The organism is Streptococcus sp. oral taxon 061 (genome assembly GCF_013394695.1).
GTDB lineage: Bacteria > Bacillota > Bacilli > Lactobacillales > Streptococcaceae > Streptococcus.
On sequence record NZ_CP058258.1, the window covers coordinates 930,691 to 956,028 of the forward strand.

Here is a 25,338-nt window from a genome sequence, read left to right on the forward strand (position 1 = left end):
TCTCCTATTCTGGAATTTGTTGGGTAATACAGTGGATATTTCCACCACCTAAAAGAATATCTCTTGCAGGGATTCCGACAACTTCACGGTCTGGGAAACACTTACTCAGGATATCCAAGGCCACTTGGTCGTTTTCATCCTGAAATTGTGGCACCAAGACAGACTTATTAGCAATATAGAAGTTCACATAGGATGCTGCTAAACGCTCACCAGCATAGCGTTCCTCTTCGCCTTCTTCATAAGTATAGCCCGGCAAATCTTCTTCCGTCACTACTTGATGGATAGCTGGAATCGGAAGTTTATGAATGGTAAAGGAACGCCCCTTTGCATCTGTTTCCGTCTCTAAAAGAGCTAAATCGGCCGCAGACATGGCATACTGGGGATCGTCTTGGTCGTCCGTCCAAGCTAAGACAATCTCTGCTGGGCCAACAAAAGCTGCTACATTGTCGACGTGTTCATTGGTTTCGTCCTGATAAATACCGTAAGGTAGCCAGATGACTTTTTCAGCTCCAAGGCTCTCTAGTAAGGTATTTTCAATCTCTTCTTTAGTCATATGAGGATTGCGACCCGGACTGAGCAAGCAGCTTTCTGTGACAAGTATGGTTCCTTGACCGTCACTGTGTATAGCTCCACCTTCTAGTACAAATGGTTTTGCATCGTAAACAGGTACCTCTAAGAATTCTGCAAAACGACTGGCCACTTGGTCATCTGCTTCATAGTCTTGATAGAGTCCATCCACAGAACCTCCCCAAGCATTGAAAGACCAATCTACCGCTAATTTTTCCCTTTTATCATTAAGGAGAATGGTCGGACCTGTATCACGAGCCCAGGCATCATTTGTTGGGATATCTAGATAGACGACCTTGTCTCCAAGATAGGATTGGGCTTCAGATAGATAGTCCTCCTCCACCAAAAGGTAGACTGTTTCCCCTTGAGCAATGGTTTTAATAATCTGACTAAAAGCTGTTTTTGCAGCCTTGCCTTGAAAAGGCCAAGACCCTGGTCGAGTAGGCCATATCATGAGAGTCCCATGATGGGGTTCATACTCTGCAGGCATACGATAACCTAATTTCTTTGGGCTGTCCATCATGATAATCTCTCCTTAAAGTCTTGGTAGCCAAATGATTTGACTAGACTGCACTCACCCTCTTTATCCATGAGATATAAACTGGGAAGTCCAATCCCGTTAAAAGTATTATTTTTGACAAAGGAGTAGATTGCCATGTCTTCAAAATAGAGGCGATCGCCGATTTCAATCGGTTTTTCAAAGCTGTAATCCCCAATGATATCACCTGTTAGGCAAGTATTTGAAGAGAGTCTATAAGTATAAGGTTTTTCTTGCGGTTCAAAACCATCTCTCAATGGAGGACGATAGGGCATCTCAAGGACATCTGGCATATGACAACTTGCTGAAGCGTCTAGCACTAAGGTCTCAATCCCATTTTCAACGATGTCTAAGACTTCAGTAGCTAGATAGCCCGCATTAAGAGCAATCGCTTCTCCGGGTTCGATATAGACGTCAAGGTTATAAGTTTCTCGAATTTGCTTAATCTCAGAAATCAGTAAGTCCACATCATAGTCGTCTCGGGTAATGTGGTGTCCGCCGCCCATATTGAGCCATTTGACCTCATGCAAATAAGGCCCAAACTGCTCTTCTACTGCTTTCAAGGTTGTCGCTAAATCATCTGCCCCTTGCTCACAAAGAGTATGAAAATGAAGCCCATCCACCAAGTCCAGCAAATCACTTGGTATCTTATCTGAAGTCACTCCAAAACGGGATCCAGGAGCGCAAGGGTCATAGAGCGCGTGATCTCCCTGAGTAGAATACTGAGGATTGAGGCGTAGACCAACACTGATACCAGCTTCACGACAAGTTTCACCGTATTTTCGTAATTGTCTCTCTGAGTTAAAAACAATATGATTAGATATTTGAAGCAACTCTTCCATATCTGCTTCCTTAAAAGCAGGCGCAAATACATGGACTTCCCCCGGAAATTCTTCCCTAGCCAGCTTCGCTTCATAGAGTCCACTAGCTGTCGTACCAGAAAGATACTGGCTAATTAAAGGATAGGTTTTATAGAGGGAATAAGCCTTTTGGGCAAGCAAAACCTTGCAACCAGCTTCTTCTTGAACATACTGTAGAATACGGCAGTTGGCTTCTAACTTTCCCAAGTCAATGATATAAGAAGGTGTTGGTACTTGTTCTAACTTCATTAGTCCACCATTTGTGGATTTTCAACCACAACCCATGGCAAACCGTATTTATTTAAAGCTTCCATGAATGGGTCAGGATCCAACTCTTCAAGGTTATAAACTCCAGGCTGTTTCCATGTACCATCCATCACTAATTTTGTCCCAATCATAGCAGGAACACCTGTTGTATAAGAAATTGCTTGTGATCCTACTTCTGCGTAGCATTCCTGATGGTCGCAAACATTGTAGATGTAGATGGTCTTTTCAACTCCATCTTTGACACCAGTAAAGATACAACCGATATTGGTTTTTCCAACAGTGCGTGGTCCAAGGCTTGCAGGATCGGGAAGCAAAGCTTTCAAGAATTGGATAGGAACAATTTCTTGTCCATTAAAATTAATGGCATCTGTACGAAGAAGCCCGACGTTTTCCAAGCATTTCATGTGCGTTAGATAAGATTGGCCAAAAGTCATAAAGAAACGAATGCGTTTAACACCTGGAATATTCTTTGCTAATGATTCGATTTCTTCATGGTGGAGGAGGTACATGTCTTTTTGACCAACTTGAGGGAAATCATACTCACGTTTGATAGACATAGCTTCGACCTCAACCCATTTTCCATCTTCCCAGTATGAACCTGGTGCAGAAACCTCACGTAGATTGATTTCTGGGTTAAAGTTTGTCGCAAATGGATAACCGTGGTCACCACCATTACAGTCTAAAATGTCGATATAGTGGATTTCATCAAAATAGTGTTTCAAAGCATAAGCTGAAAAGACACTGGTTACACCTGGGTAAAAACCAGAACCAAGAAGAGCTGTCAAACCTGCTTCCTTGAATTTTTCTTGGTAAGCCCATTGCCATGAGTAATCAAAGTAGGCTGTAAAACCAAGTTCCTTGCAACGTTTCTCATAAATAGCACGCCATTCAGGGTCTTCTGTATCTTCAGCCTCATAGTTGGCTGTGTCGATATAGTGAACTCCCGTTGCCAAACATGCATCCATAATGGTCAAATCTTGGTATGGTAAAGCTACGTTCAAAACGGCTTCTGGTTTGTAGCTTTCAATCAAGGCAATCACTTCTTCTACCTTGTCTGCATCAAGAGCAGCTGTCTCAATCTTAGTATTTGTTTTGCCTTCTAATTTAGCCTTCAAGTCATCACATTTTGACTTGGTACGGCTAGCAATCATAATTTCTTTAAAAGTATCGCTATCTTGGCAAATCTTTGATATAGCAACTTGGGCGACTCCCCCACATCCAATAACTAATAAACGACTCATTTTTTTCCTTCCTCTTCTTCTAAAATGTCTTCTACATACTTAGGCAACATAAAGGCACCCACATGTAAGTTTGCAGTGTAGTATTCTGTGAAAAGCTGGCGTTTTTTCCAGCCTTCCTTATCAAAATCTTTGACAGGGTGATATTTTTTCGAAGCAAATCCAAACAACCAATAACCAGCAGGACTAGTTGGGATATGTGCCTGGTAAACCCGGCTGATTGGAAAGGCTTGATTGACCTTGCGGTGCATGCTTCGGCAAGCCGACTCATCTTCGTCAAAGAAGGGACTACCATGCTGGTAAATCATAATACCGTCTTCTTTCAGAGCACGGTAACTATTGCCGTAAAATTCCTTGGTAAAAAGACCTTCTGTATGTCCAAATGGATCTGTCGCATCATTGATGATAATGTCATAATCATCTTCACAATTTCTCAAAAAACGAAGTCCATTTTGATAATAAATGGTAACACGAGGATCATCTAGCCCTGCAGCAAAGTCTGGAAAATACTCACGACAGACCTCAACTAACATCTCATCCGGTTCCACGATATCAATTTGCTCCAGCTCTGGATATAGAGTTAATACCTGGGCAACACCTCCGTCACCACCCCCGATAACCAAGACTTTCTTTGGATTAGGATGGACAGCCATGGGCACATGAACTGTCATTTCATTGTAGACAAAGTCATCTGCATCTGAAAATAGGACATGCCCATTTAAAATCAATATCTTCCCAAAAGCTGGTGTATCTAATACTTCAATATCCTGCCATTCACTTTGACCAGAATACAGTTGCTTGGCTGTTCTCAAGGACAATTTCACATCTGGAGTATGAACTTCAGAAAACCATAAATCCATTTAGTTCTCCTTTCTCTCAATAACATTGATGTGATTGACCTCTGGATCTTCCGTTCCTTGGAGGGAACAACCACGTTCTTTGGCAAATTGGATATAATCAACAATTTCGCGTGTGATCCGTTCACCTGGCGCTAGAATTGGAATACCTGGAGGATAGCACATGACAAATTCCCCACAGACTTGCCCCACAGACTCGTCCAAGGTTAAGCTTCTTCTCTCTGAATAAAAGGCTTCCTGAGGAGACAGCACCAGCTCAGGCTGAATATATTCTCCAGCAATCAAGTCCTTCCCATCTCGTGAGTAGAGTCTCTTGATATCAGCTAGAGCACCGACCAAGCGTTCAATGTCTTGGATACGGTCACCAATCGAAATATAAGCTAAGATATTGCCAATATCACCAAACTCGATCTGAATATCATATTCATCCCGTAAGAGATCATAAACTTCAATACCTGTTAGGCCAATACCTTGGGTGTAAACTGACAGCTTGGTCACGTCAAAATCGCAAACGGACACACCGTCTACTAACTCTTTTGAGTAGGCATAGTAACCACCGATAGCATTGATTTCACGACGAGCGTACTCAGATAGCTCAATGACCTTCTCAAAGGACTCTTTCCCACGAAGGGCTAAGTTTCTACGAGAAACATCCAGACTAGCCATTAACAGGTAAGATGCAGATGTTGACTGGGTTAGGTTAATAATTTGACGAACGTACTCAGGATTCATCTGATCCCCAACTAAAAGAAGTGAACTTTGTGTCAAGCTGCCACCAGACTTATGCATGGATACAGCTGACATATCAGCTCCTGCGTCCATAGCAGATAGGGGAAGTTTATCTGTAAAATGTAGATGGGCCCCGTGCGCTTCATCTACTAAAACTTTCATTCCTGCAGCGTGAGCCATCTCTGTTAGCCCCTTAAGGTCTGAACAAATCCCATAATAGGTTGGATTGTTGATTAGGATTGCCTTGGCATCTGGATGTTCTTGAATAGCATGTGCTACACGCTCATTTTCAAGCCCCAAAGCAATACCGATTTTTGGATCTACACTCATCTCGATATAGATGGGAATAGCGCCACACAAAACGAGTGCATTAATGGCTGACTTATGAACATTTCGAGGAAGAATGATTTTATCACCTGCTTTACAGGTGGAGAGAATCATGGTTTGTACTGATGATGTTGTTCCCCCAATCATTAAAAAAGCATGAGCCGCTCCAAAAGCTTCTGCAGCCAGTTCCTCAGCTTCTCGGATAATCGAAATGGGATGTCCCAAATTGTCCAAGGGCTTCATAGAGTTAACATCTATACCTACACATTTTTCCCCTAAAAGTTCAACCAACTCTGGGTTACCGCGGCCACGCTTGTGACCAGGTACGTCAAATGGTACAATTCTTTTCTTTCGTAACTTGACCAACCCCTCATAGATGGGAGCTTGGTTTTGATTTAACATTATAAAGACATACTCCTTTATCATATTTTTTACACCTTAACCATGTAAGGCTCTAAAGGATACTTATGAAAAAAGAGCAGGTTGGCACCTGCTCTACAATCTACTGACGTGTTTATGTTTGTTTCTTTTGAGTATGTCTGTTCCTGATGTTTCCTAACTCTCTAGTAGCAAATATTACGTACTTTATTGATCGTTTCACAAGATGACGTGTGCTTTCACCACACTAACAAATCTATACGAATTAGAACTAATGTCCTAACATCAACTTATAAAAGTAGGCTTTTAACCCTATCAATAATGTGGCTTTTCAACCACGCTTCGGCATTCAACCCTGCCTGTCCGTAGGCATTTTTTACTCGGGTTTATATTTGCTAGAAAACATCATCTCATTTTCTAAGCTTAATTACTATATCATGTTTTCGTATTCTTGTAAAGTATTTTTAGAAACTTTTTTAAATAAATTCATTTTTTTGTTCGTGAAATTTATTTAACTTAAAAATGGAAATCGTTTTAAATTTAAATCAAAAAACAAAAAAGAAACTAAATAGATTAGTTTCTTTAATGAATCATAAGAATAATCAACTATTCAAAATCCTATCTAGTCATCTCGTGCTACTTGAACAGCTAGCTCAAAATCAGTCATCAAGTAATTTTCATCCAGACGGATAAGACTGTAATACTCATTCCAAAATAGAGAGTCACTGTTACTTGACCACTGTAATCCATACCACAATTGAGTGACATCACTTGTATGTGATGGGGGGATTGACCATAGATGCTTTTTGAAAGTTTCTTGAACAAGCGGGATATCAAGTCTAGTAGTCAAGTCAAGTTCATCTAATTTCAAAGTGATAGAATGTTTTTTTGCCGCCTCAATACTTTCCTTGTTAAATCGAACCTGAATAATCTTAGAATCTTCTAAAGCCACATTCTGGTCCTCAGCACCGTAAAAGGAAATACTACCCAGTACTATGCCATCTTTTGCAAGAAGATAGGGAGCGTAAGGGATCGCATTGCTATCAAGTCTGAAACCTTTTTCGATAGTGACTGATTTATCTCCTGAATACTTTTGGAAATTGCCATCTGTCAGGAGGTCTTCGTAGTCGCTAGCACCATCCCCCTGTCTTACATAGATATCAAATCCAGCTTCCATCAGATCACTTGCTTTGGTTTCTACTAAAATGATTTTACTTTCATTAATTTGCAAAATTGGTGCTTGAGGTGGCAAACCAATCGTGAGATTAAACATGACTCCTACTAAAAAGACCATAAAGGTTATAAGGAGGGCAAGCATAGACTTCCCAGTTCGTTTTCTTGCATTGAAAAGAGCCATTAGTGCAGGTAAGAGAATCATTTTGGCTAAAATAGAATTCCCAACACCACCTCTATTTAAGGTCTGAAAAGCAAAGATCCCCGCGATGGCAATCAGGGACAGGTAGACTAAAATCTCGCCTAGACCCAGTTTTTCTGTTCGAGTTTGTTGATTTACAGGGGTTTCGTACAATGACTGCCCATTCTCTTTCCTCTTTTTTAGAAAGAGATAAAACCCCAGACCAAGTAGCAGATTAAAGATTGCAAAAACTATTAAAGTACCTATTATCGCCGTTCTAGCCATGGCTCTCTACTCCTTTATGTTCTCTCTCAAACCTTATCTTTCTCTTTAGTACCCAATTCCCAATCAATAAAACCAGCAAGAAGAAGGGGCCACCTTCTATCAGCACAATCGGTAAAGCCAGTAGAGCAATCATCAAAAAACTAGCTTTCTTTTGACGCCAACTACCACCCCATTCTCCGTTTATCAGTACCCCCAAATAGTCGATGTAGTCAGTAAACCAAGTCACTAAGGGATTTTGAAAATCATTGAGCCTAAGGTAAATGAACATAGCAGAATTAAGCAAAACATAAAGAATTCCTAAGACTAGAATAATCTTTTGACTAGTTCGAGTAGCCTCTAGAACGATTTTTTCTCTCTTCTCTGACTCTATTTCCTTGAGACTTGGATTCTTACAAGAGAGTTTTTCAAATCTATAGACCAGAAAACGGTAGAGATAATACTTTTTTATATCAGGATTCATAAAACCTCCAATCTAGGTAGGACACTTATTTATAAATCATGGTCTAAACATCTAATTTCAAGGAATTACCTTCCAAATAGACGGCTTTTGACTCAGTGATTTTGATTTTTTGATCTTCTGAAAAACCAATGGTTTCACCGTCCTTTAAGGTGACATCACTGCCTAAAACATACTGAAGAATAGACAAGAGAAAATAATATAAGTCATCGCTATCCATAGGGGAGTCGATAATTTCAATCTCAGTTTTTCCAAACTCTTTTAAACCATAAGTGTAAATGCTAGTTTTATCTCCTTGGTTGATAATCCCCATATAGATCCAGAGTTGAAGGGGAAGCATTTCTGCTTTCAAAAGGTCAGCTAGGTCTAGATAAAGATCTTTGGGCAAGAGCAAGGTGGTAGAACCCTGATAAATACCAATAGCTGATGGACTTGTTTTTAGGATAGAGGCATTGACTTTAGTCAATAAGGAATAAGTCTCTACTGGCGAAAGATTGTCAGACAAAATAGAAACAATGGCGTGTTGTGTGTGCTCCTGCGTTTCCTTCTCAACATCCTGCCAGAGGTAAGAATAGGCATACAATTCTTCAAATTCTTGACTTGGGATAGGAAGATCCATCAATGCTAAAGCAACGAGAGCACCATCAATCACAAAGGTTGCACTAGAATCATCCCCAGAAACTTCAGAAATTTCAAGCCCCCAGTGAGATTTTAAATCCTGAACGACCTGGTCTAAAGAATAAGCCTGCTTGCCTTTGAAGAGGGGCATGGACAAGATAAGTTGTTTTTTCTTCTCTGACTTTTCTTTCTTACTAGCAAATAGATTTTTCAAAAATTTCATAGGACTTCTCCTTTTTTCATATCAGTTGGGAAGCATAGCTATCTTGGTCAAATTGAGTCGAGATACCAAGTTTCTTCATCCTCAAAACCGTAGAATTTCTGGTCAAGCAACCAATTTCCATCCACCAATCTAAGTACAAACTGATGCTTCATTTCTAAAGCTTCTTGAAAATGGGTGATAATTCTTGCTTCTTCAGCTTTTGTCATGATGAAATCTACAGAAAAATCATTCCTTTTAACATAGTTATACTCACTTGGGGAGCCATAAGAATTTCGAACTCCTCCTTCCAAGCATTTTTGAGTCACTCGTCCAGTTAGAAGTTGCATTTGCCTCTGAAAATAGTCATCCATAAGTTCATTCCACATAGGATGAAGCTGATTTGCTGGGATGCCAAGGCCTTCTTTTTTCTTATCCAGTGCTCTGTTACGATCAAAAATTTCCTCTTCTAACATGGTTAAACTTTTGAGTAAATCAAGCAAGGGTGGGATGATAATTTCTGCAAGAGTTTGATATTTTTCAGGGGTATTTTTATAGTTCACTCTCATGATTACTCTCTTAACTCTCCTGGATTAATTGCTTTAATTCTAAGTCTGAAAGTTGTCCTTCCATGTAGAGTTTCCTAAGTAAATCTTTATCTACGGTAATTTCATAATAGTCAGTCACAAACTCATGAAATCTCTCAAAGCTATCAAAAAGGTATGAAAGCAACCATTCTCCGCCATCCTGGTCTTGGTAAGTCTGTTGATGTGCGTGACCGTCATACCAGATAAAGAAGGTTGTTTCATCTTTTTGGTCTTCGGAATAAAGCGAGATATACTTCTCATCCAGTCCTTTATAAAAACCATCAATGACGTCTTGATTCCACTCGTCAGCAGCAAACTGGCTTAAACTACTTTCATGATCAAAGCCTTTTATAAGAATCATTTTATCAGTCAAAATCACATCTAGAGAATCACCAGAGCCATTGTCAATAAGGTAGCGGAGTCCATAGTCTTCCTCAGTCTTAATCACGAGTCTGAGCCAATCCTCACTCGGATCTGTCAAATACTCATCAATGACCAGCAAGGCATCTAAGCGAGTTTTTATCTTGTCCCAATCAATCTTTCTCATCCTAAAAACCTCCTTCTTATTCTCGCAATTTATCAAGTTCACAAGCCCTATAACGAGCTGTTAAATAGCCTGAAAAGCTAATCTGAGGGATATTCCACTCATTAGGTAAATAAATTGAACAATCTACCTGATCACCTAGAGAGGAACTTGCTGAAAAGACATATCTTCCCAAATCCTCATTATTAGGATTTCTTTCAACCAGACTCAATCTGCTAGCATTGAACCAGTCTTTAAACAGTAACCAGATTTGCTCGGCATCTTCGTTTAATAGGGATACTTTCAAGTTGTAGCTGATTCCGACCCTACATCTTTTTTTGAATCCTGACTCATCAGCCCTACAAACTTTTATCAATCCCTTATCATACTGCCAGTTATCACTATCTAATAAGGGAAATTGAACAGATAGATTGTCTTTAAATCCCTGCATAGTATCAAATAAATCTTTGGAGGCAGCTTCGAATAATTCTAGTTCTTCCATAGTCTTCTCTTTAATTTTCATAGCGAATCAAATTTCGATTTAATCTGCATCAACCCAGATCTGGTATTTTTGACAATGGAGACATCTGAAAAGGTAACCACAGATAGGCCCGTCTTTGACCAAGTAGTCTTCTACCTCTTGATATTCTTCACGCGCTTCATAGTCTGCCAAGACTTGCTCAGCGATTCCCATATCCTTCAATTCTCGAGTTCCAACTGTACCCAGGTAAGCACAATAATCTTGGCAACAAGAAAGCCAATATTCTCCCTGCCAACTAGAGTAGCCTGGGGTCTGACAAAAAAGCAGCTGATTCTTTTCTGGATCCAATTCACCCTGCCACTCGGCATCTTGGATAAATTCTGCATCGAATTTTTTGGCTGCTTGACCGTTTGCAATACAAAATGGACAAAGGTATTCTATATCCTCTATACTATAAGGTATAAGGGCATAATAAACATTGCTTTCTTTCCCACAAGATGGACAAACCTTAGCTTCTCCTTCAACAAATGAACCTGTAGCCAAGGGATCTGGATGATAGAGAAAATGAGGCAAATTTTTTAACAAGTCCTGTCTTTGCTTCTTCTCTTCTTTTCTTAGAGGACGAGGAAGGGCAAAACGATTGCCATGACTCTGACTCATTTCTTGTAAACGGCTCAGTTTCTTTATCTGTTTTCGATCAGGTTTGTCTAAAATTTCAGTAAATAAGCTATAGGCACTAGTGTAGAGACCCAATTGTTCATAGAGGTCAACTAAGACTTTCTTAGCTTCTAAATCATCAGATTTAGCTAATTCATCAGCCAAATCATAGAGAGCCGCAACACTTGAAGGCTTTCCATCTTGGTCCAGATATTGCTTTTTTAAAGTGATATACTTTTGTAGAAATGGATTCATGGAACTACCTTTCTAATGGATGACATAAAATCTTAACAAATGGTAACAAGGACATTTCCATTGAGCTCCAAAATCTTTTTGTAAAACTCTTTCATATTTACAAAGCAGGTTAAAATGTCATCCTTGATTTCTTCCTCTTCCTCAAGATAATCCCAAATATCAGGATACAAGTCGGCTTTCTTACAGGCTTCCATACTAAAGTCAGTCATAGCCCTATCCATGTCAAAACTTTCTAAAGCTTCTACAATCTCGGCTATCCTGTTTTTTTCAGTATAGGCGATATATTCAGATACATCCTCTAGAGGAGTCACCCCTAAAACAGCCTCTCTCAAGGGATTATCATCCAAAAATTCTGAACTACTAAAACCTGTCAAGACAAAGACCAAGGCATCCCACATTTTGTCGATATCTATTAAGATATCATGACTATCAGAGGAATCCTCAGCAAAATCTAACGAGTCATCTTCTTGATTGGAAAGACCTTTTAATTGTTTAAATTCATCGTCTGGTAAATATTGATAATTGGCAATCATTCCCATGATTTTACTCCTTTTAATCAGTTAGTATCATACGGATATTTTTAGCTCTATTTCCCTAGAAAATGCTATAATGGAGCTAAGAAATTGTTTTATTGAATGTTAATAGGGGGAAGTAGTCATGTTCACTAGTATTGTTTTAGGTTTTTATGCTCTTTTCTTTCTATCCTTGTCCTTTAGCATCTATCTCTATATTAGACTTGTAGTTGCGGTTAAAAAAGGCAAAGACATTCCCAAATGGATTTATAAACTTGGCCAAGCTGTTCAAGGAAGAATTCACGTCGACTATGAAGAAATCACTGATGCTAATGCCCTTAAAGAGATTCATTGGTTCTTGCTGATCTATTTAATCGTAAATCTACTCGTATTGGCTGGTTTCTACTATCATGTTAATAGCTTTCCTCAAGCCATTTATGAATGTTTGAAAAAACAATTTTTCATCGTACTTGTTAGTATGGTTTTAAAAAGTCTTGGAAAATTTGTTGTACTAGCTATAAGAAAAAACTTTCATAACAGTCATGTCTATGCATCAACCAACGCTTTTATCGGGACAGCTTTTTTAACGAGTTATGTTTTTATGTTTTGCATGATGATGAGTGGCCTTCCAGCTCAACCTGTTCCAGTAACCATTCAAGATACCACTATCATTATCGGGGAGACCAAGGCTTCCGAGCTTTTAGACCAAGGCTATACCTTTGGAGATAAAGGCGCAGAGAGCTCCATCACCAATCCCAAAAACGACCACTTCTACTACGGTCAGCTTCTCGAAGTCAAGCGGGATAATCAGTCCTTTGGCTTTATGAGCCTCACTCCCACAGGTAAAGATACTGATCAGCTCAAAAATTGTGTCATCACCTATTACAGAACACCTAAGGATAGTAATCAACTAGAAGAAATTTCCATCAATCATATCAAGCTAGCAAATCTCAAGCTCCAAGACTTTCAAACACGAAAATTTATCGATATCTTTGAAGTCAATCCTGCTGATTATAATGTCTCTGATAAGGATACCAACTTTATCCTAACCATCCAAACAGCAGATTACGACCTCTGGAAAAGGTACCGTATTGAATCCAAGTTCAATTCAGATGGTTCCCTAGATAGCTATGGTGTTAGAGCCCAGCACAGCATGTGGGAATGATTGACCATCTCCCCCTTTATCACATAAGCATTAAACTGGAAAAATATCGTCGACAAGTTTATAGGTTTCGATGAATCGAATGCCAGAGGAACCTTTATCTCTAGTGATTTCTTGATAAATATCTTCTAAATTTTGGGCAGGTGCCAGCATCCAAAGACTAAAAGGTCTGAGTTCCACCTGTCCAATTTTTTCAATATTTTCTAATAATTGCCCTAAATCTTTGTGATTGAACCAGCAGTCTGTAACGAGAGCAAACTTTGTATTTTCCATCTTACAGGAGATTTGACTGGTCAAAAAATCATCGATGGTGGGCTTTTTTGTCTGTAAGAGGCGCGTGCAAGCCAGATGATACTCAAGCTTTCTAGGACTCTGATCAACCATAGATACAAAGATAAGACCATACTGGTCTTTGAACTTAACAGCAAGGAGATCCCCTTCTACAAAGTAGGGTTTGCGTTTAGCTTTGGTCTTGAGGACCTTTAGAGGTCTAGGATTTTCAGTTTTCAACTGGATAGCAAGTTTATACAAGACCTTTTGCCTTTGCTTCAAAGCCTTTGAATCTATTTCCAACCAAAATGGATCAGCCCCTTTTTTGATAAGCTCCAAGGTTTTATCTCTGATATCGTCTGTCAGGTGACCAATCTTCCACAGTGAGTAGGCAAGAGCAGTCCAATAAATTTCTGTAAAAAAGTCTGTTTGACAGTAATCTTTTTCTGCATCGAGGATATCCTTGATAATATCGGACACATGATCACCGTCTCTATAGCGACCGACTACTTCATTATAAATATCATAACCTTGATCACTGTCAATGATTTTAACGCCATCAATAGCCATACTAAACTCCTAATGCTCAATCGACACCTTATTGATAAATCTCAAAACTTATTTAATCTTATGCTTGTTCATTTTTTCTTGGAAAATATCTGTAAGAATTTGGCGCAATTCTTGGGCTTCTTTTTCAGGAAGTTGGCCTTCTTGTTCAGCTACAGCATACAACTCTGGATACTCTAGCGAGATTCTCTTAACAGTACGAGTAATGGCATGTTTTCTAACAAAAAATGGAATCAGTTTAATCATATCCTGAGGGATTAAGGCGATAATCTTATCGGCTGTTTCCTTATCGTTCAGCTTAGAGAAAGTTAGTCCCTTTTTAATCATTTCTTGTTCTTTTTCTGTAAAATCTTGTAATTCCATATGTCTACTCCTCATCTTCTGTCACTTCCCAAACTTCAGCTTGGTAAGGTTCTCCATCTTCATCGTATCGATTGATATAACCAATAAACCTCTCATTTTTTCTTGGTCTCTGCTGATTTCCTTTGATAACCCAAACAGCCCATACTCCGACTAGGACAAAAATTATGAATGTCAGTACTTCTTCCAATTCAGTGCCTTCCTTTAAAATTGAACCCACTTATCATTATCCATAATAAATGGTTTAGCTAGACCTTCACCTGTATAGTTTTCATATTTTGTATCTAAATATTTGTAGCAATCTTCCTTGGTCGCAAATTTGATGGCTTGATAAGGTTCCTCAAAGGTCAACTTTTCGATAAAGAGGTAGCCATCCTCGCTTGGTACAAGAATCCCAACATGGCCTATAAAGAGAGATTGACCATCTAAGTCATCATGGACAACTACGGAGAGCATTCTTGCATTCTCATTAAACTTAAATTGAGAGAGGAATTGTTCCATCTTTGCTGCATGAACCTTAACATCTGTCGTTGCTTCGGTCTTGACTCTTGAGAATAAAATATCGAAGGCGTCCTTATCTTCTGTACCAAAGACCTTTCCTTTATCAATGGCGTCATTATCGACAAACAAGAGGGAATCATCTTTCTCTAACTTAGGAATTTCGATGGAATTTTTTAATAAGCAATAACTGTTAATACGACAGTTAGTACCGACAAAATCACCTTTTTTGGGAGTCCATAGGTGACTAATTTTTTCCACATCATAGTCTGTTTTTGTAAAGGTAGAAAAATCTCCAGTTAATCCAACTGAACCGACAGTATTGTTATAATCATTTACAAGGTTGAAAAATGCATCCACACTGTCCTTATCCAAATGTGCAGCCAAGGCTTTTCGAACTTCTTCTTCGCTTGCCTTGCTATTGAGATTGCTATAGGTTCCTTTATAGCTTTCTTTATCTGAGCTAACCAACTTAGTAGTTGAACCATTCTGTTGTTCCATAGATTGGTTTTGGTTTGTACTACAGGCAGCTAAAGTAAAGATAGCTAAACCACAGCAGCTCATTAATCTAATTTTTTTAGATACTTTCATAAAATGTTTCCTTTTTAACTAAGATTTTTCAAGTCGATTAGCTTCTCCTATATTATAGTTCAAATTTATTTTAAGTCCAAGCATTTTGCTAAGAAAGTAATTTTAAATCATTAAAAAGGAAGCTGGCACACAGCACGCTCCCTAATAATTGAAATAACTATGAAATATTTAATTTTAATCACCTTTTAGCTGTACCTGTGTATGAGCTATAAGGTCACCTAGATGTCGCTTATCTTTCCTGAAAACCTTCATTGCTAGTAAGGCAACTGCGAGGAGAGTAGCTAAAAACGAGAGGATAACAGATAAGAAATCAAAATCACTATAGAAACCATGTATCGTGCCCATATGACCTATTTGCCAAGGTAAAAATTTAATGGTGTTTCTAATCAAGCTAGCTTGCACTGTTTTTTTCTTGTAAACCAATTGAAGTCCTGCTTTCGCCTTCCCAAAACTCCCATTCTTTGTATAATCTAAGAATGTAAAAAGTAGAGTGATTGGCAAAACAGAGGTAAAAAAAACAAGACACTGCGACTGAATTTCTGTGAACTCTGGGACGCCATTAAAAAGAATAATGTAAATAAGCATCGAACCTAAAAACAGAAGTACTAAATAAGCTAGAATGAAAAGATAATCAAATAGTAATTCAATCATTCTTTTTTTAAACGAAATAGAATTAATTACTAAAATCTTCATCATCATCAGCTCCTTTATTATCTACTATTCTTTTCAAAAGTTTTATTCTTTCGGTTGAGAATAAACTTCGATATGCTGCCCTAGTACCTTAATTTCTACTGGTAAGTCATCAGATTTGTCACCATCAACATCCGTTTCTAATTCACTATCTGAAGAGATTTTGATGTGACGAGCTTTCATATATTCGATATTCTCATTCACGACAACATCCCCTTTTAATAAATCAGGGATAACTGACAATTTGGTAAGAATAGATGCATCTTTTAAAATCAAAATATTAGCATAACCATCTTTGTCCTCATCAAAGATTTTTTTGTCAGCGAAATAATTGGTGAGGAGAACTAAAACATGACTGGCTGGTCCAATGTAATTTCCATTCTCAGTCTCAACTGTAATGTTAAATGCTTGATCTGTAAGCACAGACTTCATGGTATTAATCGCATAGGCGAGCATGCCAAACTTTGTTTTATCCTCTATCCCAACGTTATGGATGGCTTCTGGTAGTGAACCAATACTAAAAATATAGCCAAAATAGTTTCCATTTGATTTTCCGATATCAATCTTATTGGTAGAACTAAAATCAAGCTCGTCAATCGCACCGTCAATATCTTGATCGATTTCTAATAGTTTCGTAATGAGATTTCCAGTTCCTCCTGGAATAATCGCAAGTTTTGGAATGTAGTCTTTTTCCGCGATACCAGAAATTACTTCATTAACAGTACCATCTCCACCGAATACAAGAACTGCATCATAGTGCTCCCGAGACGCTTCTTCTGCAAAGTTTGTGGCGTCTTGCGCTTTTTCCGTAATATTAATCTCCACATCTTCAAAATAGTCTCTAGCTTTATTCTCCAGCTTCACCTTATAATCCAAAGCTTTTTCGCCACCAGAGGTTGGATTGATGATTACCATGATTTTATTCATTTATAATTCTCCTGTCATTAGATTTCCTTACTTTAACTAGCTTTCTTAAGTTTCTTCAAGATACATTTTGACTGCTAGGTATTCCTGTTCTTTAGCATAGGCAAATACTTCTGAATTTCTAATGTAGTCAAAAATATTTTCCTCTAAATCCTCATCCCAGGTTGATTCATGAAATATTTCATTCTCTTGACATGCTTCATAGAAAACATCGAGGTGAACCTGATAAAACTCTTCATCCTCATCAGGGACTTGCCTTACTAATGATAGTTGAAACAAGGGTTTATCAGATATACTTGTAAATGTCCCTACTTCAAACAAAATCATTTCATCATCAATTGGCTCACGACACAAATCTTCAAAGATTGCGACCATATCCTCCAAGGGCATTTTATCGGTGATTCTTTCTCTTAAAAATTCAAGTGATTGCTTCATATTTTTTCTCTTTCTAAATGTTTTCGTTCTTAGAATAATCCTATTAAAAAATTGAATCTCTACACCTTTTATTATACTACATTAACAGAAAAAAAGACTGAACCAGACGGTTTTCACCTTGGTTTCAGTCTAGTTTTTTTATAATCGGTCTTGCCTCTGTAAGGACGTCTATCCCAAAATTAATTCCCTGTAAAAAGGTTAATAAATACATATGCTAGGAAGCTATGGAAATCATAAAATCTCCTAAGAACTAACCTGGCTCATCTTTTAATCTAACTTGATAGTTTCAGATAGGATAATTGCCCCAGTACCACTGACATCGAAAAATCCCACATCATGTTTTAAGGCTAATATGAGCATTGTATTATAGGCTGTTTCTGCTTGTGACCATGCAAATCCTGCATAGATAAGATTCTTACCAATACTGTAGTCAGTAAAACGACTTTCCAGCTCTTGGTCATTCTCTAAAGCATCATCCATATCAAAGTCACCATTCATAGGAGGAAATAGTTTTATCATGTCCAGAAACCAACTTTTTAGTTTGCTTGAACTAACTTCAATTGAATCATAATCGTGGTCTTCCTTCCACTCCACTTGCTCCTCATACCATTCTAAAAATTCAGCTTTACTAGCTGGTGCGATTGATTTCTCAAATACTACTAAATCATAAGACATAGCTATACCTTTCTCTTTTATTATCATTACGCATATTTTCTCAATATCCTATACACCTTCTCTCAGCAATGCAAACTTTCAATCATGATTAAAACTAGAGATTGGGGATTGATTTCAAAGTCATCAGCAGTAATTCTGTCATTAAAATACTTGACCGCTTGATCATGATCAAGAAAGCGATTGCTACTAAGATACTGTTCAATCTCATCCAAGAGAAAAGCACTTTCTTTTAAAGATTTATCTTCAAAACCATTCGCATAATGGATGCTCTTCATCATTCGTTTGAGCTTCGTTTTAGGATAGCATTCTTTAAGTTTATCCCTTAAAGAAAGAACAAGTTCCTCAAAAGATTGACTATCTATACCATCCTCTAACAAACCTGATATTATATTCTTTTCGTACATATCTTCGATTAGTTCTTTCAAAGCCTGTTTCAGGACAAGATTGCTTTCTTCAGAATCTGGTGTCATATAAAATTCTTTATCCATTATCTTTCTCACTAAATATATTAAAAATTATGATTTCCCACAAAAATATTTCAGTAAACTTTTTAAAAGCGAGAATTTTCAATTTGCATCTCACATTCTTTAGAAATTTTCGTGAGCGACTTCTTCAAGATAGTCATCCAGATGATGGTAAATTTGCATATCTTCTTCTGAACTATCTTGTAAAACTGCAAATACCTTCACTTTCTCATCATTGACAAATACGAAATTATGTTCACCAAAATAAGCCTGATAACCCTTGTCAACTAAGGTCCAAAGTTCATCTTTTTTTAAACCAAAAATATCTTTTTTTACAAGATAGGTTTTAGCGATTTCCATTTTCATGATAGATATTTCTCCTTAAGAAACTAGCAATGCTAAAGGTTTACTATTTGATGGTCAATCAGCTCACACAAAACGTGATAGCAACTCAAAACGAACTTTGGTTGGCTATTGAATAGCATTCATCTCTTCTTTCACGTATCGCTCTACATCTTCAATCTCTACAAACAGCGGGTCTAAGTGACACAAGAAGTGCCAATCTTCGGTTTCTCGTCTTCTGTAGAGAATCGCTTCGCCGTCTTCACTTCCAAAAAAGCTTCTATCGACTTCGTACCCTTTGCTTTCTAAGAAAGATTTTGCCTGACGATACTTGGATTCTCTTGCTTCGACATAAGCTTTGACTTCATTGTTGTTAATGACATAGGCATCTATTTTTGAATACCCTTCGATTACTTGATCGTTTTTTACGGATAGATTCGAAATTTCTTTCCAAATAATGTCCACATTTTCCTCAGAGTTGAACATAAACTTAGAAAAGGGCACAATATTTCCCTTATAGATAATTTCCATATAATCCGGCAAGTGTTTAGGGTTAAAATACTCCACTTCAAACCCATCTTCTGTTTCTAAAGTATAACCAGGAATTTGAGCTACAAAAGCTTTACCCTCATCTAAAGAATCAAAAGCAACCAAATCTTTTGAATAATGATTTTGATACAATTCCAATATAAGCATCGATCCCCCTCCTAGCTTGTTTTTTCAATTACGCTCTCCAAATCACGCTTTTCCACACTCATGTATTCAACTTCTTTTGTTCCGTTATTGTAATGATAGCATCTAAAAATCAATTGATTCCCTGTTTGAAAGAGCGTGTCTATCCCAGAGGATTCTCCTGGGTATTTATCTAGTACCATTTCATCAATGAGCTCTAATGTCTTTAAACGAAACACGAACCATCTTTCTTCCGTTGTAGAGAATACACCATAAGAATTGTTAATCTTCCAAACGTTTGATAACCCGTCATTTTCAAATACTGAAAATCGTTGGCTAGACTTTATTTGAAAATCATGATTCGTTATTTTATAAATTTCAGTTGTGTAAAAATTTACCAACAACGAACTTTCCTCGTCAATCGTAAAAACATACGCTAAATCTCGTGGAAATTTATGTCTCATACTCAGCCCACGATTCAATAATTCAAGGCAAAAATCCTGTGAGCCGTCCTGTCCCGCTGTTAATGAAACGATGATTTTACTATCAGAGAAGCTCTTAAAAGTCACCTCAGAATCAAGAAAGCTATCTTCCAAATCTAAATAGGAACTTTGAAGATTCTTTTCGTCTCTCACTTCAATCCGGATCTCATGGCTACTTTTTCGATAAGCAAACCAAGTTAAGTTATTTTTCTGAGATTGATGGCAGCCAATGATTGTACCTTCTTTTGTACTTATATTTTCAAACCTCTTATCAGATGAGTGGTGATAGTCTATTAACCCATTTTCCTTCTCTTTTTTTAAACCGCTAAGTTGAATCACTCGTTTCACCTCCATCTGGTCTTAGAAATTTAACTATTATCGAGCGCTAGCCTTATTTCTATAAATTCAGCCAACTTCCCTTTCCCATCGTCTGAGGACATCCTTTAAAGGCTCATCTAGATAGGTATAGGCTTTTTTCTTAATCCAATCAGGAATACCATAAGCTGCTTCGGCTATACTTCCTGTGATAGCAGCAAGAGTATCACTGTCCCCACCAAGAGAAATCGCATTTCGAATCGCATCTTCAAAATCTGTACTTTCTAGAAAGGCAACGATGGCCTGAGGAACGGTATCCTGACACGTTTCATTGAAACGATAAGTAGGACGAATTTCATCTAGTGTTTGAGAAAGATTATATCCATACTCTTGTTCTATGTGTTCCTTGATGAGTCTCTTACACTCTGTAGGATTATCGTTGATCGGTTTTCCATAGTCGCCACTGTAACCTCCAAAGTAATAACGACACATAAAGATAGCATCAGACGTCGCCATAGCTCCCTTGACCCCCTCTGGATGGTTATGAGTCACCTCTGCAGAAAGTCGTGCAAGAGCTCTTCTGGACGGCCAGGCTCCCGTTCGTGCACAAAAACTACAATCCATGGCCCAGGCACATGGAGAAACACGCATTGCTGAGCCATTGCCGAAGCTATTATAAGGTTCTCGATCGTCGCCATCAATCCAATTGCCAAATCTTGCACCGTAACCTGCATCGGGATACATCCTACCATATTTTTTCATGGCATCAATAAAGTCATCCTTCTGACCGCCATTCATAATGGCTTCAGCAACGGCACAGGTCATAACCGTATCATCTGTGAAAAAGCAGTCCTCACGAAATAAAGGAAAGTTCTTCGTTTTTATATTGTCCCATTCATAAACAGAACCTACAATATCTCCAACTATTGCTCCTAGCATAAGATTCCTCCTTGTTATATATCAGATTCAATACACATTTCCAATGATTCGCGCTTTAAAAATGGCTCAACCAAATCAATCCACTCTTGAGGCAGATAAGCTGACAAATAGCCATGATTATAACCCTTTGCTTCATATAAAATCGTATTTGGATGCAGTTGCTGAAATAATTTAGACGATGCTTTCACACAGTTCAATTCTTTTTCACCATAAATATACAGAACCTGCGCCTTGCTATCAGAAATCGTATCCTTCAGTTTGTAACGCCCCATATAGGTATTGTAAATAGTCACTAATGTTTTGATAGGCGTCCTTGGCAGATCCTCTAAATAATAAGCTTTTAGTTCATCTGGATAAGCGAGTTTAGGATAGATTTTGTCCATCATGCCTAATTGGAGTTTACATGAGAATTTACTAAACATCAGTTTACCAAATAAACGTACTAGAAAGATGCTGATTTTAGCCAACTTTGGTTGAGGAATACAGAGGCTACCGTCTATGATGACTTTCTCTGCTATATCGCCGTCTAAAGACAAAAGCTCCATAGCAATTTGGCCACCAAGTGAAACACCACCAATCGCAAACACCTTCCCCCCATAATTCTCTTTGATAAAGTCCAAGATTTCCAAGGCAGAATCTTCAGTAGAAACATAATCGAGTTGATATTCTTCGCCGTGACCATTCAAAGTAGGTAAAATAACACGGTATTTCTCCGACAAGATTCGAGCTTGACGAAGATAGTTCCACCAAGAGCTACCGCCACCGTGTATGAGAAGGATAGGAGGCAAATCCTTATCCCCAAATTCATGGAATTTCATATTTGAACTCCTTACTGTAGGATTTTCACTAGGTTCATCATTGTTCAATCAGTTTGAAGAAGCAGTAATATCGGTTCAACATCCTCAGTCATAGAGAACATATCCACATCCCTTTTAACAATAGCAAAGGTTATCGTAAAAAGGTATTACCTAGATAAACTGAGATTTTATTATTTCTTCTTCTTTGGTTTTGGTGCAGGTAACTCATCATACATTGAATTAAATAAGCCAGTTAAATATTCTTTGTTGTCAACATCATCTACCAATAGCATTTCCTTTGCACCTTCATACGGCAATTCGTATTCTACATTCGGCATATACGATATTGCAGATTTGACAGGCTTCACTAAAAATCTATCATCATAAATTCCACCCATGATTTTCCCTCGATAATAAATTATATATTCACCCATCATTGCTCTATATGATATTTCTTCCAACTCGGACAATTGTTCTAAAATGAAATCTAAATATTCTTTACTTGAAGCCATAATCTACACCTCGTCAAATTCTAAGTTGTATAGAACAACTAATACTATAGCATTTTAATTCAATTTTAACTTATCAAACAATCTCATTGTGAACCTCTTTATTAAATCCAAATCTATATAATGACCATTGTACATATTTTACGCTAAACTAGAATCTATCAAACTAAGTCTGTCCTGCCACCATACTGTTTTTCACTCTATCATTTGCTTCTTCAGTCCAAATATTGGTTTTATCACACTTATGATAAATGTCACTAATTCCTACATTCATATTTCTCTTTTCGATCAATTACCTTCTTAATACATTCCATATCTTAATCATATTGTAGATGCAACATTTAATACATACTCCCTATAGAATATATTGTATCAAGAAAAGCTTTCTACCTGTTCTACTAAATCTAAAACAAGTTCCGAAAAGTTCTCCGCAATTTCCTCAAGGTCAACATAGTCATTGTTATATCCACGAACCTTACCGCTTTTCAGGTCTATAAATACGATGCTTCCATCACCTAAACCTCCGATAGGAAACACTGGGCCGTTTTCACATTCACTCATATACTCCTCGTATGCCTTTTCAAAGTATGTATAATTTTCCTCCAACTCCTTCAAGTTAAAAATCCATGGTTCTACCAAATAGCAACCACCTAGGTTAAGTAGCAGCCAGCGGTACTCTGCTGGTATGGAGGCATAATTTGCTTCAAACTTTTTTATATCCTCCTCTGACTCAGGTCGAATACCGTCTGTAAAGGCACTCGTTTCATAAGCTATCCCAATTCTATCAAGGTGTTTTTCCAAATCAACATTACACATTTTGCCCTCCTAGTAACTTCAATTTACTTGCTAGAAATCCTTTCATTTCAATACATTAATTAAGCAATAGGTACAAGCCTTGACATCAACACAATTGTCTCACAATGTGGTAATATTCTGCTTTTATACTAATAAACAAAAGGCAAATAAAAACATTTTAAAATGATACTGTGGAACGGAAAGTTGATCACTTCTTCCAAAAGAAACATCATCCATTCTATAATTTAAAATCCTTTTCTTTACTAATTCTATTACTAGCCAATATCGTATAAATTAAATAAGCAATAAAAATGATAATAAAAATAACATGACAACCAGTCTTACAACTTACTACTTTTCATATGATAATTTACAAATGTCTTTCCAGCCACTCGATCTTTTTAAAATCCTTATTGTTATTTTGTTCATTTCGATAAGAATCTTGGGAAGAAGCCTTGTAAATACTTAAAAACTGTTCCAAGCTTGGAAGACGAAAAGTGATGTCATCGAGATGAATCAGCTCTATATCCAATTCCGAAACTCTTGCAAAATCAGGTAAAGAATCAATACTTCCGAATTCAACGCTCAGACCATCCTTTTGGAATTCATGCTCATGAATATCTATTAAGACGTAGCCTAAGTCTTTCATCACTTTCATTATCTTGTCCCAGTCATAAATTCTGAGATGATCAGGTGCTTCCCAACCTCTAGGGTCACCAGGTACATGAATGTCAATGTCAGACGGCCCCCAATTTTCTTTCGTTCTAAACTCAAATCCCAAAGAGCCCATCAGTGTCGGTGTAATTCCGACTCGATTTAAATGGAAACAAATGGTTTTAAATTCTTCAAATAAGAGACTCATATTTACTCTAAACCTTTCATATAGATTTTCGTTATTTCTACTATATAACCTTGAACAAAATCATCTTCATTTTCTAGAGTATAGCCAGTTATTTTGGATACAAATTCTTTTCCTTACTAATTCTATTACTCGCCAATATTGTATAAATTAAATAAGCAATAAAAATGATAATAAAAGAAAGATTAATCTTCAACACAAAATAGAGATTTAACAAATTTGCGAACGCATGAAATAATAGACAGTACCCTACAGATTTCGTTTGACGATAAAGAAGCCCTAAAACGAAACTTAAAAATAATGTATATATAAAAAATAAAATAAAAGGAAATCCTTTATGGCTTTCTCCAACTATAAGCCATAAAGGCAGATGCCAAATCCCCCAAATTGATCCTACAATCAAATTAGATTGCCAATAAGTATATTTTTTATCAAGTAACGGTTGTAATATACCTCTCCATCCTAATTCTTCATGTCCACCACCAAAAAAAATTAATTGTATAAAGAATAGCGGCATTAGATAAATTGATACTCCGTTTAATTCTAAGGAAGATACTGAGAATAGTATCAAAATTGCTAACAAATGAATAATGAAATAAATACTACTATTTTTTCTTTTATTAAATACAAAATGTTTAAATTTTATATTATTACTTTTCAAATAAAAACCACTTGCAATAGCTGGACCAAGTGCGCCTACTATATGTAGTGTTCTCCCTATAATCGTTTCTAATCCCAAAATATGAGATTGCGTAATTATGGCGAGAAGCCCCCATGTTATATAAGTAATTCCAAATGTACAATAAAGATAATTTTTTAAATTCTTTTTATCAATTTCTGTCATTTCATTTCCATATCTTGATTATTTTAAATGTAATATTTGTTACTGCTTATTAGTTGGTCTTGATTATAACCACCTATATTTTATCACAAAAATACAAAAAAAGCCTTACATTCAAGGCTTTACATTATTGATTCATATCAAGATTTCTAGGCTTTTACGAGCAACACTACACACTAGGAGCTTCGCTGTTACCGTATCGTTTCGTCGTAAACTCCTCACTCTACGACAGCTATACCATGGGCGGAAATCTGCTTCTACTTTGCTGATGTCTCAGCTTGTACAAGCAGTGATACTGCCTCAACATGATGCGTTTGTGGGACTCAAAAGGTTTGGGTGAACCTTTTGAGGATTAAGCACGTTTCACTAACAAACTCACGCACTCAACATGTCTTGACGGTTACTACCTATACTGTGAAACGAAATCAAAGCTGCTGAATATCCGTATTAAACTATTAAACG

The 25,338-nt window shown here is 37.4% G+C and carries 32 protein-coding genes and 1 pseudogene; 1 reads left to right on the forward strand and 32 read right to left on the reverse strand.

All coding sequences use genetic code 11. From position 1 onward, the window contains the following. Window positions 1–4: 4 nt before the first annotated feature. The 13 genes from aguA to HW271_RS04625 form a co-directional block, all read right to left on the reverse strand. Window positions 5–1,090, reverse strand: a complete 1,086-nt coding sequence (aguA, locus tag HW271_RS04565) for an agmatine deiminase (protein WP_178895031.1) — start codon at window positions 1,088–1,090, stop codon at window positions 5–7. Then, window positions 1,087–2,214, reverse strand: a complete 1,128-nt coding sequence (gene nspC / locus HW271_RS04570) for a carboxynorspermidine decarboxylase (protein WP_178895032.1) — start codon at window positions 2,212–2,214, stop codon at window positions 1,087–1,089. Before nspC ends, aguA begins: the two co-directional genes overlap by 4 nt. Beyond that, complete coding sequence (locus HW271_RS04575) at window positions 2,214–3,473, reverse strand: saccharopine dehydrogenase family protein (RefSeq protein WP_178895033.1); 1,260 nt, start codon at window positions 3,471–3,473, stop codon at window positions 2,214–2,216. Before HW271_RS04575 ends, nspC begins: the two co-directional genes overlap by 1 nt. Then, window positions 3,470–4,330 carry a polyamine aminopropyltransferase gene (gene speE, locus HW271_RS04580; RefSeq protein WP_178895034.1) on the reverse strand — a complete coding sequence of 287 codons (861 nt, stop codon included), beginning with the start codon at window positions 4,328–4,330 and terminating at the stop codon, window positions 3,470–3,472. The genes HW271_RS04575 and speE overlap by 4 nt, the downstream gene beginning before the upstream one ends. Then, the gene (locus HW271_RS04585; protein WP_178895035.1) at window positions 4,331–5,785 is read right to left on the reverse strand and encodes an aminotransferase class I/II-fold pyridoxal phosphate-dependent enzyme; all 1,455 of its coding nucleotides are present in this window, start codon (window positions 5,783–5,785) and stop codon (window positions 4,331–4,333) included. A 598-nt stretch (window positions 5,786–6,383) separates the two neighbouring features. After that, window positions 6,384–7,400, reverse strand: coding sequence for a hypothetical protein (locus tag HW271_RS04590; RefSeq protein WP_178895036.1), 1,017 nt, complete (start codon window positions 7,398–7,400; stop codon window positions 6,384–6,386). Continuing rightward, entirely contained in the window at window positions 7,393–7,860 is a 468-nt protein-coding gene (locus tag HW271_RS04595) for a hypothetical protein (protein WP_178895037.1), read from the reverse strand. The genes HW271_RS04590 and HW271_RS04595 overlap by 8 nt, the downstream gene beginning before the upstream one ends. A gap of 43 nt (window positions 7,861–7,903) precedes the next feature. After that, the gene (locus HW271_RS04600) at window positions 7,904–8,698 is read right to left on the reverse strand and encodes a DUF4261 domain-containing protein (RefSeq protein WP_178895038.1); all 795 of its coding nucleotides are present in this window, start codon (window positions 8,696–8,698) and stop codon (window positions 7,904–7,906) included. A gap of 47 nt (window positions 8,699–8,745) precedes the next feature. Then, window positions 8,746–9,243 (reverse strand): hypothetical protein, encoded by a 498-nt coding sequence (locus tag HW271_RS04605; protein WP_178895039.1) that lies wholly within the window; start codon window positions 9,241–9,243, stop codon window positions 8,746–8,748. A 10-nt stretch (window positions 9,244–9,253) separates the two neighbouring features. Then, window positions 9,254–9,808, reverse strand: coding sequence for a hypothetical protein (locus HW271_RS04610; protein WP_178895040.1), 555 nt, complete (start codon window positions 9,806–9,808; stop codon window positions 9,254–9,256). A gap of 16 nt (window positions 9,809–9,824) precedes the next feature. Then, complete coding sequence (locus tag HW271_RS04615) at window positions 9,825–10,307, reverse strand: hypothetical protein (RefSeq protein ID WP_178895041.1); 483 nt, start codon at window positions 10,305–10,307, stop codon at window positions 9,825–9,827. Between the two features lie 18 nt (window positions 10,308–10,325). Further along, window positions 10,326–11,177 (reverse strand): CbrC family protein, encoded by an 852-nt coding sequence (locus HW271_RS04620; RefSeq protein ID WP_178895042.1) that lies wholly within the window; start codon window positions 11,175–11,177, stop codon window positions 10,326–10,328. Between the two features lie 32 nt (window positions 11,178–11,209). Continuing rightward, complete coding sequence (locus HW271_RS04625; protein WP_178895043.1) at window positions 11,210–11,716, reverse strand: YfbM family protein; 507 nt, start codon at window positions 11,714–11,716, stop codon at window positions 11,210–11,212. A 118-nt stretch (window positions 11,717–11,834) separates the two neighbouring features. On the opposite strand from HW271_RS04625, the gene HW271_RS04630 reads away from it, so the two are divergent. Then, the gene (locus HW271_RS04630) at window positions 11,835–12,854 is read left to right on the forward strand and encodes a hypothetical protein (protein ID WP_178895044.1); all 1,020 of its coding nucleotides are present in this window, start codon (window positions 11,835–11,837) and stop codon (window positions 12,852–12,854) included. Window positions 12,855–12,884: 30 nt separating this feature from the next. Here HW271_RS04630 and HW271_RS04635 read toward each other — a convergent pair whose 3' ends face one another. From HW271_RS04635 to HW271_RS04720, 19 genes and pseudogenes are all read right to left on the reverse strand, one after another. Next, a complete protein-coding gene (locus tag HW271_RS04635) occupies window positions 12,885–13,691 on the reverse strand; it encodes a hypothetical protein (RefSeq protein ID WP_178895045.1) in 807 nt (268 codons plus the stop codon). A 48-nt stretch (window positions 13,692–13,739) separates the two neighbouring features. Next, entirely contained in the window at window positions 13,740–14,051 is a 312-nt protein-coding gene (locus HW271_RS04640; protein ID WP_178895046.1) for a hypothetical protein, read from the reverse strand. 4 nt (window positions 14,052–14,055) lie between these two features. Continuing rightward, a complete protein-coding gene (locus tag HW271_RS04645; RefSeq protein WP_178895047.1) occupies window positions 14,056–14,238 on the reverse strand; it encodes a hypothetical protein in 183 nt (60 codons plus the stop codon). A 14-nt stretch (window positions 14,239–14,252) separates the two neighbouring features. Further along, the gene (locus tag HW271_RS04650; RefSeq protein WP_178895048.1) at window positions 14,253–15,137 is read right to left on the reverse strand and encodes a DUF4300 family protein; all 885 of its coding nucleotides are present in this window, start codon (window positions 15,135–15,137) and stop codon (window positions 14,253–14,255) included. Between the two features lie 174 nt (window positions 15,138–15,311). Continuing rightward, window positions 15,312–15,833, reverse strand: a complete 522-nt coding sequence (locus tag HW271_RS04655) for an RDD family protein (protein ID WP_178895049.1) — start codon at window positions 15,831–15,833, stop codon at window positions 15,312–15,314. A 39-nt stretch (window positions 15,834–15,872) separates the two neighbouring features. After that, on the reverse strand, window positions 15,873–16,754 hold the full coding sequence (locus HW271_RS04660) for a diacylglycerol kinase family protein (RefSeq protein ID WP_178895050.1): 882 nt from the start codon (window positions 16,752–16,754) through the stop codon (window positions 15,873–15,875). 45 nt (window positions 16,755–16,799) lie between these two features. After that, window positions 16,800–17,186: a hypothetical protein gene (locus tag HW271_RS04665; protein WP_178895051.1), complete on the reverse strand. Its 387-nt coding sequence runs from the start codon at window positions 17,184–17,186 to the stop codon at window positions 16,800–16,802. Between the two features lie 267 nt (window positions 17,187–17,453). After that, the gene (locus tag HW271_RS04670) at window positions 17,454–17,861 is read right to left on the reverse strand and encodes a hypothetical protein (RefSeq protein ID WP_178895052.1); all 408 of its coding nucleotides are present in this window, start codon (window positions 17,859–17,861) and stop codon (window positions 17,454–17,456) included. Window positions 17,862–17,923: 62 nt separating this feature from the next. Continuing rightward, a complete protein-coding gene (locus tag HW271_RS04675; protein WP_178895053.1) occupies window positions 17,924–18,349 on the reverse strand; it encodes a hypothetical protein in 426 nt (141 codons plus the stop codon). A 99-nt stretch (window positions 18,350–18,448) separates the two neighbouring features. Next, window positions 18,449–18,691, reverse strand: coding sequence for a phosphohydrolase (locus HW271_RS04680; RefSeq protein ID WP_178895054.1), 243 nt, complete (start codon window positions 18,689–18,691; stop codon window positions 18,449–18,451). 105 nt (window positions 18,692–18,796) lie between these two features. Further along, window positions 18,797–19,363 (reverse strand): hypothetical protein, encoded by a 567-nt coding sequence (locus HW271_RS04685; protein ID WP_178895055.1) that lies wholly within the window; start codon window positions 19,361–19,363, stop codon window positions 18,797–18,799. An 11-nt stretch (window positions 19,364–19,374) separates the two neighbouring features. Next, window positions 19,375–20,160 carry a hypothetical protein gene (locus tag HW271_RS04690; RefSeq protein ID WP_178895056.1) on the reverse strand — a complete coding sequence of 262 codons (786 nt, stop codon included), beginning with the start codon at window positions 20,158–20,160 and terminating at the stop codon, window positions 19,375–19,377. Window positions 20,161–20,226: 66 nt separating this feature from the next. Further along, the gene (locus tag HW271_RS04695; RefSeq protein ID WP_178895057.1) at window positions 20,227–21,075 is read right to left on the reverse strand and encodes an ADP-ribosylglycohydrolase family protein; all 849 of its coding nucleotides are present in this window, start codon (window positions 21,073–21,075) and stop codon (window positions 20,227–20,229) included. A 14-nt stretch (window positions 21,076–21,089) separates the two neighbouring features. Then, the gene (locus tag HW271_RS04700; RefSeq protein WP_178895058.1) at window positions 21,090–21,893 is read right to left on the reverse strand and encodes an alpha/beta fold hydrolase; all 804 of its coding nucleotides are present in this window, start codon (window positions 21,891–21,893) and stop codon (window positions 21,090–21,092) included. 170 nt (window positions 21,894–22,063) lie between these two features. Then, window positions 22,064–22,384 carry a TfoX/Sxy family protein gene (locus tag HW271_RS04705; protein WP_178895059.1) on the reverse strand — a complete coding sequence of 107 codons (321 nt, stop codon included), beginning with the start codon at window positions 22,382–22,384 and terminating at the stop codon, window positions 22,064–22,066. Between the two features lie 369 nt (window positions 22,385–22,753). Then, window positions 22,754–23,197 (reverse strand): SMI1/KNR4 family protein, encoded by a 444-nt coding sequence (locus HW271_RS04710; RefSeq protein ID WP_178895060.1) that lies wholly within the window; start codon window positions 23,195–23,197, stop codon window positions 22,754–22,756. 217 nt (window positions 23,198–23,414) lie between these two features. After that, window positions 23,415–23,507 (reverse strand): annotated as a pseudogene (locus HW271_RS08785) (CPBP family intramembrane glutamate endopeptidase); the annotation flags it as partial. 39 nt (window positions 23,508–23,546) lie between these two features. After that, the gene (locus tag HW271_RS04715; RefSeq protein ID WP_178895061.1) at window positions 23,547–24,038 is read right to left on the reverse strand and encodes a phosphoribosylanthranilate isomerase; all 492 of its coding nucleotides are present in this window, start codon (window positions 24,036–24,038) and stop codon (window positions 23,547–23,549) included. A gap of 88 nt (window positions 24,039–24,126) precedes the next feature. Beyond that, on the reverse strand, window positions 24,127–24,879 hold the full coding sequence (locus HW271_RS04720; RefSeq protein WP_178895062.1) for a CPBP family intramembrane glutamic endopeptidase: 753 nt from the start codon (window positions 24,877–24,879) through the stop codon (window positions 24,127–24,129). Between the last annotated feature and the right edge of the window lie 459 nt (window positions 24,880–25,338).

Coding starts and splice junctions, on each gene's coding strand:
- HW271_RS04590 (WP_178895036.1), bottom strand. CDS start 7,400: ATGGCTAGAACGGCGATAATAGGTACTTTAATAGTTTTTGCAATCTTT.
- HW271_RS04680 (WP_178895054.1), bottom strand. CDS start 18,691: ATGAAAATGGAAATCGCTAAAACCTATCTTGTAAAAAAAGATATTTTT.
- HW271_RS04635 (WP_178895045.1), bottom strand. CDS start 13,691: ATGGCTATTGATGGCGTTAAAATCATTGACAGTGATCAAGGTTATGAT.
- HW271_RS04675 (WP_178895053.1), bottom strand. CDS start 18,349: ATGGATAAAGAATTTTATATGACACCAGATTCTGAAGAAAGCAATCTT.
- HW271_RS04700 (WP_178895058.1), bottom strand. CDS start 21,893: ATGAAATTCCATGAATTTGGGGATAAGGATTTGCCTCCTATCCTTCTC.
- HW271_RS04615 (WP_178895041.1), bottom strand. CDS start 10,307: ATGAAAATTAAAGAGAAGACTATGGAAGAACTAGAATTATTCGAAGCT.
- aguA (WP_178895031.1), bottom strand. CDS start 1,090: ATGATGGACAGCCCAAAGAAATTAGGTTATCGTATGCCTGCAGAGTAT.
- HW271_RS04605 (WP_178895039.1), bottom strand. CDS start 9,243: ATGAGAGTGAACTATAAAAATACCCCTGAAAAATATCAAACTCTTGCA.
- HW271_RS04585 (WP_178895035.1), bottom strand. CDS start 5,785: ATGTTAAATCAAAACCAAGCTCCCATCTATGAGGGGTTGGTCAAGTTA.
- HW271_RS04640 (WP_178895046.1), bottom strand. CDS start 14,051: ATGGAATTACAAGATTTTACAGAAAAAGAACAAGAAATGATTAAAAAG.
- HW271_RS04595 (WP_178895037.1), bottom strand. CDS start 7,860: ATGAATCCTGATATAAAAAAGTATTATCTCTACCGTTTTCTGGTCTAT.
- HW271_RS04710 (WP_178895060.1), bottom strand. CDS start 23,197: ATGTGTAATGTTGATTTGGAAAAACACCTTGATAGAATTGGGATAGCT.
- HW271_RS04705 (WP_178895059.1), bottom strand. CDS start 22,384: ATGGCTTCAAGTAAAGAATATTTAGATTTCATTTTAGAACAATTGTCC.
- HW271_RS04600 (WP_178895038.1), bottom strand. CDS start 8,698: ATGAAATTTTTGAAAAATCTATTTGCTAGTAAGAAAGAAAAGTCAGAG.
- HW271_RS04660 (WP_178895050.1), bottom strand. CDS start 16,754: ATGAATAAAATCATGGTAATCATCAATCCAACCTCTGGTGGCGAAAAA.
- HW271_RS04610 (WP_178895040.1), bottom strand. CDS start 9,808: ATGAGAAAGATTGATTGGGACAAGATAAAAACTCGCTTAGATGCCTTG.
- speE (WP_178895034.1), bottom strand. CDS start 4,330: ATGGATTTATGGTTTTCTGAAGTTCATACTCCAGATGTGAAATTGTCC.
- HW271_RS04630 (WP_178895044.1), top strand. CDS start 11,835: ATGTTCACTAGTATTGTTTTAGGTTTTTATGCTCTTTTCTTTCTATCC.
- HW271_RS04620 (WP_178895042.1), bottom strand. CDS start 11,177: ATGAATCCATTTCTACAAAAGTATATCACTTTAAAAAAGCAATATCTG.
- HW271_RS04625 (WP_178895043.1), bottom strand. CDS start 11,716: ATGGGAATGATTGCCAATTATCAATATTTACCAGACGATGAATTTAAA.
- nspC (WP_178895032.1), bottom strand. CDS start 2,214: ATGAAGTTAGAACAAGTACCAACACCTTCTTATATCATTGACTTGGGA.
- HW271_RS04685 (WP_178895055.1), bottom strand. CDS start 19,363: ATGCTTATATTGGAATTGTATCAAAATCATTATTCAAAAGATTTGGTT.
- HW271_RS04715 (WP_178895061.1), bottom strand. CDS start 24,038: ATGAGTCTCTTATTTGAAGAATTTAAAACCATTTGTTTCCATTTAAAT.
- HW271_RS04670 (WP_178895052.1), bottom strand. CDS start 17,861: ATGTCTTATGATTTAGTAGTATTTGAGAAATCAATCGCACCAGCTAGT.
- HW271_RS04720 (WP_178895062.1), bottom strand. CDS start 24,879: ATGACAGAAATTGATAAAAAGAATTTAAAAAATTATCTTTATTGTACA.
- HW271_RS04655 (WP_178895049.1), bottom strand. CDS start 15,833: ATGATGAAGATTTTAGTAATTAATTCTATTTCGTTTAAAAAAAGAATG.
- HW271_RS04575 (WP_178895033.1), bottom strand. CDS start 3,473: ATGAGTCGTTTATTAGTTATTGGATGTGGGGGAGTCGCCCAAGTTGCT.
- HW271_RS04665 (WP_178895051.1), bottom strand. CDS start 17,186: ATGAAGCAATCACTTGAATTTTTAAGAGAAAGAATCACCGATAAAATG.
- HW271_RS04695 (WP_178895057.1), bottom strand. CDS start 21,075: ATGCTAGGAGCAATAGTTGGAGATATTGTAGGTTCTGTTTATGAATGG.
- HW271_RS04650 (WP_178895048.1), bottom strand. CDS start 15,137: ATGAAAGTATCTAAAAAAATTAGATTAATGAGCTGCTGTGGTTTAGCT.